This is a genomic window from Escherichia sp. E3659 (assembly GCF_005781135.1).
GTDB lineage: Bacteria > Pseudomonadota > Gammaproteobacteria > Enterobacterales > Enterobacteriaceae > Escherichia.
The window spans coordinates 1-8,550 of record NZ_VATQ01000020.1 but is presented as its reverse complement, the minus strand read 5'-3'; the positions used below and the strand labels follow the sequence as shown (position 1 = coordinate 8,550).

Below are 8,550 nucleotides of genomic sequence, written 5' to 3'. Positions count from 1 at the left end.
TGCGTTTGCGTTTGCGTTTGCAATACAACTAATAAAAATTAAAAAAAACACATTATAAAATTTAAATGCATTTATCATAGTAACAACTCATCTGTTAACAAAACTATTTTAATATATAATTCAAACTATTTTATCTTTATCTTCTTATCTTCATGAACATAACCACACAATCATTTAATTCTGGCAGTAAATACAATATCAAGTTGTTAATTATATCATAATGGCAGGATGGCATATTTTAATTACATTTGATTTGATTCCCCTTATAAAGTTGATGTGCTTTTTTGGAATATATATTATCCCTACTATTAATTTTTCAATACTACGTCACATGGAATTTTGCGAGAGTGAATTTGTATTTCTCTAGCAGAAATATCAGTAATTGCAAATGAAACAAAAAAAATAAAATCTATTGAACAATAATCTCTCTAATATTTTCATTTTCTCCATTTGCATGAGAGATTAGCTGTAATTGTTTTATAAACTCATCATTAATTGTCTCATTAACACTTAATAAGTAATCCAGTGCTTTATAGCGTGCTTCTTTTAAATAATCTTTGCCATTGATGATAACATCATCAATCAGCTCTATTAATTGCTCGATAGTCGAAAAAGTATAGGTATAATCCTCATAGCTCAAACTACTATTTGACATAGTGATATTTCTGTCACAAGGAACGTAAACAAAAATTGGCCGTAAAGAGGAAATACATTCACTTACGACAGCAGAAATATCACAAATAAAAAAGTCACCCTCCGTTACTAATTTCGGAATGGAATATGTGGAGTCAGTTACAGTAAGCATATATGGACAATCAGCGAAAGTATCATTTAACGCTGTATATAACTGAGACATCGAACGATCTCTTGTACCTGTTAATGGATGAAATTTAGCAACTATCTTTGAGTTCGTTTTTTGTGATATTTGTGATAAAAAAACTGGTGATAACCTCGCTGAAGAGTAATTATTCTCCTCATAAACTCCCTCCCATGTAGGTAAATATACTATTGTATTATTTTTACTTTCATTTTCACATGAAAATTCTCTCATTGCATCTTGTATTATTTTTTTTAAATTAGGACGTCCCACTTTTACAAAATGTAAATGTCTAATTTCAAGATTAGCATTTTTAAAACGATCTATATGTGCCTGGCCCGCGACCCAAATTTCGTCATATACTCTAAAAAATTTATGTGCACTTGCTGCTTTATCACTATCTCCATGTCCTAAAAATATATGTTTAAATTTATTATGCTTTAGCGTGTGAATTAAATTCCCTGTATTTGATGTGTAATAAATAGCATATAGCCATGGAAGATTATTTAAGACTGCATCTACGTCGACCGGTCGCTTTGCATAGACTATATTTAAATATGGATACTTACGTATTGCCCATTGGTACAATTCAATATTTCTTGTTAGTATAGCAAATGGTTCCCCTGAGGACATGAAGACATCTACCCACATATCTATCTGATATGCACAATTTATACCTTCTCCAGTATGAATTAAATGTGGTATTTTTGTGAACAGCTTTATGTTTTCAGTAATGATGTTGTTTACTTCTGATGATATCGATTTTGATTTTTTTTTATTTTGTGTCATAAAAACTCCGTTCATATAATATGTTATATATAAAATGTTACGACAATATTCTAATGTGTTAGCAGTGATATTTGTCAGAGGAAAGTTTATATATTTATACTCGAGTATAAAACCTTTAAAAAATTAACAATTAGGGTCGAAATCTATTTCACATTGGCATATTTACCAGTAACAATTAGAAAAATCATGTCAGAAATTACCAGACGATGAATACTTAATCGCGGAAAACAGTCACCTGATGGGTTATATGTATACTCAGACTCTAGACTTATAAACAATTATCTTCAATGAACTTTAAAACCAGAGATTTCTCAACAAAGTTGTAAAGATAAAAATATAGATTTAGATTTTAACCTTAAACTCAGTATAACAAACTTAGCTCATTATTTTTTTCTTTATGCAAATGAGTAGTGTATTTGCATAACCATAATACTCTCTCAGAAGAAGACATTTCTTTTAAAAATGGATAGGAGTATGATATCAAATATTTTTTTATATCATTCATATCTTTGTTAAAATTGAGAGATGTATTAACATGATTAAATGAGTTTTTTTCATAATACTCTTCCATTTTTCTAGGCATGTGTGAGATTTTTTTATTCATTATTACCGCGCATGGTATTCCTTTCGAGTGAAATTGAACCTCCATTGCAGATATATCAGTTAATGCGAATGATACTTCTATTGGCGTATTTTTTTTACATGTAAAATAGTATAAAAAAGATGTTCTTTCAATAATATCATTTTTAATTTTTACAACTTTCAAACCAAACTTAATTAATAATTTTGTACAATCGCTTAGAAGTTTTTTGTATTTAATATCCCGGTGTCCTAAATTAGGATGTATCTGTATATAAATAGTTGATATGTTATTTTTCTTACAGAATCTAGCTATTTGATAAGCTCTCTCTTTGCTTATAGAACAATAATTTTCTTCGGGAATTCCTCCTTCCCATGTTGGTGCATAAACAATATGTCTTGAGCTGGGATTGAATGTAAATAGATTGTCACCTGTAAAGGTATTACCTAACTTAATAATCTTATCATTTTGTATATCATATGGAGAAAATATTCCAGCCTTTAAGTATCTATCAATCCCAGCATCTCCAGCAGTAATGACATAATCATAAATACGGATTATTGGTTTAACTGATGCCAGTTTATTACTTTCCCCATGGGTAACAAATATATGAACTAAATTGCGATTAGCAACAACCCGACAATTAGATTGTGCATTAAACAAATAGAATACAACTTTTCCAGCTTTAAGCTCCATTTCCGAAAATTTTCTTATAAACTTAAAAGAAATATTGTGTTCAGCAAATTTTCTTGAAAATGGAAACTCTATTTCTTTATAATATTTGCAGTATATTGCAATGCAATGTTGGGGCTTGAAAACTTGTGTCCTAAAATATCTAATTAGTTGTTCTATGGCACCTTCAATTTTAGTATCAATGTATATGTAATATAATTTATCTAAAGACACAAGTTTTCTCCGTTATTTATCGACCATCTTTACGAATGTCTATGATCAATCCGGTTTTATTCATTCCTAAAACTTTTAGGCTAGTTAATGCTACATCTCTAGGATCTAATAAACTTTCAGTAGGTTCCATTCCAAAATTAGTTATCCGCATGGGAGTAGCGGTACGCTCAGGATTAATACAATTCACTTTAATATTCTCTTCCCCCCATTCCTCGGCAATTGCTTGAGTGAAGTTAACAATAGCTGCCTTTGATGATGAATATAATGCATAATAAGCTCTTCCTCTTGTATATGAACTTGAGGTGAAATTAAGCAGCATGCCAGATGTTCTTTTCAAATATTTCTTCCCAGCTTTAGCTATATTTACTGCACCAGTATAATTAATATTTATTAAATCATAAATTTCATCATCAGCAAGAACATCAATTGGTTTTTTTATCAAAATACCTGCTGTATTAATAATATAATCTATAGATCCTAGTTTATTACTTACCATTTCCAAAAAATGCTCTACATCATTAAGATTGGAAATGTCAACATTATTTACTCTGCGACTTGCAATCTCAACATTAGCATTTAGCAGTATTGCTGCTTTTTTTATTTCCTCCCCAATACCACTACTCCCACCAAATATTACAACATTTTTATTTTCCATAAATTTGAGGTCATCATCATTACGATATGAAAGTTTATTTGAGTCTTGGAGAAGTTTTTCTATAATAAATAAATCTATAGGCTGTGTAACTTTCATGTTTGCCTCCGATCCCATGACAGTAGCAACACGAACCCCCGGCAACATTGAACGTACAACACCACAATCGCAGGTAAAATTCCCTATTTTTTCGTTTATGGCTTTCTTATAAGCTTGTTTGATGATACCTAACTTAAAGCCCTGCGGGGTTTGCCCTCTTCTCATTCTACTCCGGTTGGGAATATTAGATATACACCCATCATCATAAACCTCAACTAACGTATCAGATGAAGGAATAACAACATCTACTGCATCAAATATATTTAGTGACTCAATGCAATTATTTATTATACTTTCACTTACCAATGGCCGCACAGCATCATGGAATAAGATATTACAATTATCACTCTCGCTATCAAGCCCTTCTATCGCTGAATAAGTTGAGTCAAATCGCTCTGTTCCAGCATTAAAAATTTTTTTTACTTTACTCCACTGATTTTTTTTCACATAATCCCACATCATATCGATGTAATGCGGTTGTGAAACTATAATTATTTCATCAATTGCTTCTGCCCTTTCAAAGGCATCAATGGTATATTCAATCACGGCTCGACCAGCCAGTTTAGTAAATTGTTTTGGTTGCTGTCCACCGAAACGAGTACCAGAACCACCAGAAAGAATTACAGCGATATTTTTCATTCGAATAACCTATCTATTTAATAAATGCAGATCATAATTTTAAAAAGTGGGCATTTCAGTGCTAACACGCTGAAGCTGAGTGCAAAACTCATTATTTATTGTTTCATTTACTCCATAGATATAATCTAATGTCTTATATCTAATATCACTGAGATAATCATCTCCTTGTAAAATAACTTTATTTATCAAACTTATCAATTGTTCTGTATTTGAGAATACGTATGCACATCGCGTAATGTCTATTTGGTTTTCAGATAAATTTAAAACGGCATCATTTGGTATATACATAAATATAGGGGATAGAGCGGACAAACAAACTTCAACGCCTAAAAAATAATCGCACAAAATGAGATCGCTATTTATTATGACCTTGGAAATTGATTCATTTCTATCAAATATATAAGTCATATCTTTACAATCGACAAGATAATCATTAACATCCCTCTCTATTATCGCTAGGGATTTATTACGACTTCCCGTCAATGGGTGATATTTTGCAAATATCTTACAATTAAATTGTTTATGCATTTTAAACAGGAGATTTGGTGATAAGTGAGATGATGAGTAGTTATTCTCCTCACTTGAGTTTTCCCATGTTGGCAAATAAGATATTTGCTTTATTGTATAGCTTTCATTTCTATTTTTAACAGCATTATTTATGATATATTTTAACGATGGTTTGCCAACTATAACAAAACTCATATAGTCTGTGTTGAATGATGCTTTTTTAAAGCGTTCAATAGCAGCCTGGCCATCAACCCAAATTTCATCATATACTCTAAAAAATTTATGAGCACCAGGTGTTTTTTCTGGATTTCCATGGCCTAAAAATATATGTTTGTAATTATTATATCTTAACGTATGAATAAGGTTTGCGGTATTTGATACATAATATACTGCTCTAAGGTGTGGTAGCTTATTTAATATCTCCTCAACTGCACTTGCATTTTTCGCATATACAATATTTGCTTGCGGATATTTACTAATTGCCCATTGGTACAGTTTTGGGTCTCTAACAAGCAAAGCAAAGTTTACTTTTGCGTAATAAAATTCACCTATCCAATAATCTATATAAGAAGAGTACTTTATCAATTCCCCAATGTGAATTAAATGATTAATTTCAGTTGAAAACCTAATATTATCAGTTATCTTATGTTGTTCAATAATATTTGAATTAAGTATTACATTAGGTTCTTTAGCTGTTTTTTTTAACGTTGTTACCTTTTCTGATTTTTTTTGGCTATTAACATCCTTATTTGTTTTTTTTATCTCAAATGGAATTCTTTTTTTTAACATATCCTTGAAAAATAAATCAGGCTTAGTCATTAACTTGGTTAGTTTAGTCAACTCCCCCTCCTATTATCTATTGATGGTAAAATATTTAAAAATGTTATCTCAAAACACTATTATTTCTATACTCACTTATGGCGTTGCTTATATCCAATTCCATTTCAATAGCATTATCATCCTTAAACACAATGGCCACATCACAAAACTCTTTCAATGAATTCAAACTATGTGAAACCATTAAAAAACTAGATTCTTTATGCCTTTCTTTAAACAATTGAGCGCACTTTTCTTTAAACCTGGCATCACCGACTGCGGTTACTTCATCGACGATATAATAATCAAACTTAAATGCCATGCTTAAACCAAAGCCTAAACGCGATCGCATACCAGATGAGTAAGTTTTAATCGGCATATCAAAGTACTTACCGAGTTCGGCAAATTCTTCAACAAACTCAATTTTCTCTTTCAGTTCTTCTTGCTTCGCGTATAACCGCGCAACAAATTTTACGTTTTCGCGTCCGGTTAAACTTCCCTGAAATCCACCTGCAAGGCCGACTGGCCATGATATTGTTTTATTGGTGATGATCTTTCCACTGTCGGGGCGGTCAATGCCGCCAATCATTCTCAGTAACGTTGATTTACCCGCTCCGTTGCGACCAATAAAGGCGACACTTTTTCCTGAAGGGATTTCGAGGTTTAAATCCTTAAAGACATAGTGTCGCCCCGTTGGCGTGCGATAGGACTTCGTCAAATTCTCAATCTTAATCATGATGTCAGCATTGCCTCTTCACGCGTTCGGTATAACGCCAGACCGATGAACAGGGTGACCAGAGTAAACATTGCCAGGTAGTTCAGACTCACGCCTTCGCTGATATAGCCAGGCATAACTGCCTCGCGGCTTAACTCCACGACATGCACTAATGGGTTCCAGAGTAGATATGACCAGTATTGCTTTGGAATCGAGTGTAGAGGGAACATGATGCAGGAGATGAAATACAGCGGCTTAAGCAGTATCGGCAGGACCTTTTGCATTTCAGGGAAGGTTTTGCCAACGACCATGAATATTAAGCCGACGCCACATGAAAGAATGATCAGCAGACTCCAGGTAAGCACAAGTTGTAAAAAGTTTGTTATTTCGAAATATTCGCCTGCCATCCAGACGATAAGCATGAGCAATATATAAACAGCAACGTAAATCAGTGTCTCAAGCAGTGCGCGCGCAATGATCGTATCGATGGGTTTTACTGGTCGATAATTAAACAAACCCTGATTCGCTTCAATAGCACCTACAGAACGATTGCTGATACTGCTAAAGATAAAAAAGGGAATCAGGCCATTAAGTAAAAACACCGGGAATGAGATGTCTGGCATCGTGCGGTGCATAATGTAACCAAAAATGCCCAACAGTATCAGCAAATGCGCAGAGGGTTCGAGAATCGCCCACAGATATCCCAGACGGAACTTACCAAAGCGTGTTCGTATTTCTCGTAGAAATAATGCCTCTACGGTGACTTTCTGGACTTCAAATCCACTTCTTGCCATTTGGTGATGTGATCCTATTCTCTTCAGGTATGCTACCGCCCCTGGCTTAACAGCTACCAATACACTGGAGGTAATACTTGTTTGTAACTGGATAAAATTCACTCAGACGGTTTGACCTTTTTAATAGCCGCAAACAATTTCATCAGAAATTATTTCCACAGGGATAAATAGATCTATTTCCGTCTCGTTTCTTCTAATCCATTCTTCAGGCATGAATGTATTCGGTCTTCTGGTAATTTCAGAAAACTGGCCATTTCAGAATGTTGAGTTAATTTCTCAGGAAATTATTTCTACCTCTTTTTGCTTAACCAATATGGCTTGAAAAAGACGTAAAGCAGCATGCGTTCTGAATTACTCCGGAACACACTTATTCAAAATGGGCTGCTAATTTCGCAAGAAATTATTTTTTACTATTACTGTTAACTACTTGATTATAATGCCACCTATGAATTTTATGCGTAGCAACACCTGCAATCTGCCTCAAACCAGAACGCATGCGATTGATTACCAATAAATTGTTTAGCGAGAAACTATTTCCCTATTTAAAATTCACTCATGTACTTCTTATTTATATCTACAGCACCCTCTTCACAGCCATATTTGTGATTTATATCACATTTAAATGGTGTTATTTAAGTCGCATCAATAATCCCGGAAGTAATTATTTTCGTCGATTAAAATATACATCTTGATTATTTTGTGTATTTATTTTAACCAGCGTTACAGCCAGCATTATCCCTCGGTAGATATACCTGAGCAGACTTTTCCTAAAATCGACGAATAGTTTCTTTGGAAATTATTGTGCTTATTTGAAATTCCCTTTCTGATTATCTCCAGGAATTTTACTAATTTCCAGGCTACACAAAATACAGATCACACAAGAATTATCCTATATGTTTTGGCCTATCAATTGTTACCCAATGATTTATTGCAACTATTAATAATCATAATGTGTCAAAACACTTAAGCAACTTTACAGTCTGAGAAAGATGTCGATTCACAAGGACTACATGGTGAAAAACGAATTCCTACAATATTGTCGAACATTCCGTGGTGGTCTGGAGGGAGATAATTCTTGCTACATCAGAACTCAGCCCGGTGAGCGGGTTTGACAGTTCCACACTCACCATTGGGCTAAGGGTTATCAGGTGGGGTTAAGGAAATGGCAATACCTACCCCCGCCCAAACTCCAGTCGCTGCACGTTCACCATTCCTGCCTTCTCAGCAGCGCTGACA

General features: G+C 33.6%; 6 protein-coding genes. All 6 read right to left on the bottom strand.

Annotated elements, in window-relative coordinates; all coding sequences use genetic code 11:
• Positions 1–409: 409 nt before the first annotated feature.
• The 6 genes from FEK47_RS15075 to FEK47_RS15050 all read right to left on the bottom strand — a co-directional run bounded on the left by FEK47_RS15075 (position 410) and on the right by FEK47_RS15050 (position 7,314).
• Positions 410–1,606: a hypothetical protein gene (locus FEK47_RS15075; RefSeq protein ID WP_171020854.1), complete on the bottom strand. Its 1,197-nt coding sequence runs from the start codon at positions 1,604–1,606 to the stop codon at positions 410–412.
• Between the two features lie 361 nt (positions 1,607–1,967).
• On the bottom strand, positions 1,968–3,092 hold the full coding sequence (locus tag FEK47_RS15070) for a hypothetical protein (RefSeq protein ID WP_138183237.1): 1,125 nt from the start codon (positions 3,090–3,092) through the stop codon (positions 1,968–1,970).
• A gap of 16 nt (positions 3,093–3,108) precedes the next feature.
• Positions 3,109–4,482, bottom strand: coding sequence for a bifunctional cytidylyltransferase/SDR family oxidoreductase (locus tag FEK47_RS15065; RefSeq protein WP_138183236.1), 1,374 nt, complete (start codon positions 4,480–4,482; stop codon positions 3,109–3,111).
• A gap of 39 nt (positions 4,483–4,521) precedes the next feature.
• Positions 4,522–5,829: a CDP-glycerol glycerophosphotransferase family protein gene (locus FEK47_RS15060; protein ID WP_138183235.1), complete on the bottom strand. Its 1,308-nt coding sequence runs from the start codon at positions 5,827–5,829 to the stop codon at positions 4,522–4,524.
• A gap of 43 nt (positions 5,830–5,872) precedes the next feature.
• On the bottom strand, positions 5,873–6,541 hold the full coding sequence (locus tag FEK47_RS15055; protein WP_135487269.1) for an ABC transporter ATP-binding protein: 669 nt from the start codon (positions 6,539–6,541) through the stop codon (positions 5,873–5,875).
• Entirely contained in the window at positions 6,538–7,314 is a 777-nt protein-coding gene (locus FEK47_RS15050; RefSeq protein WP_000124294.1) for an ABC transporter permease, read from the bottom strand. The genes FEK47_RS15055 and FEK47_RS15050 overlap by 4 nt, the downstream gene beginning before the upstream one ends.
• Between the last annotated feature and the right edge of the window lie 1,236 nt (positions 7,315–8,550).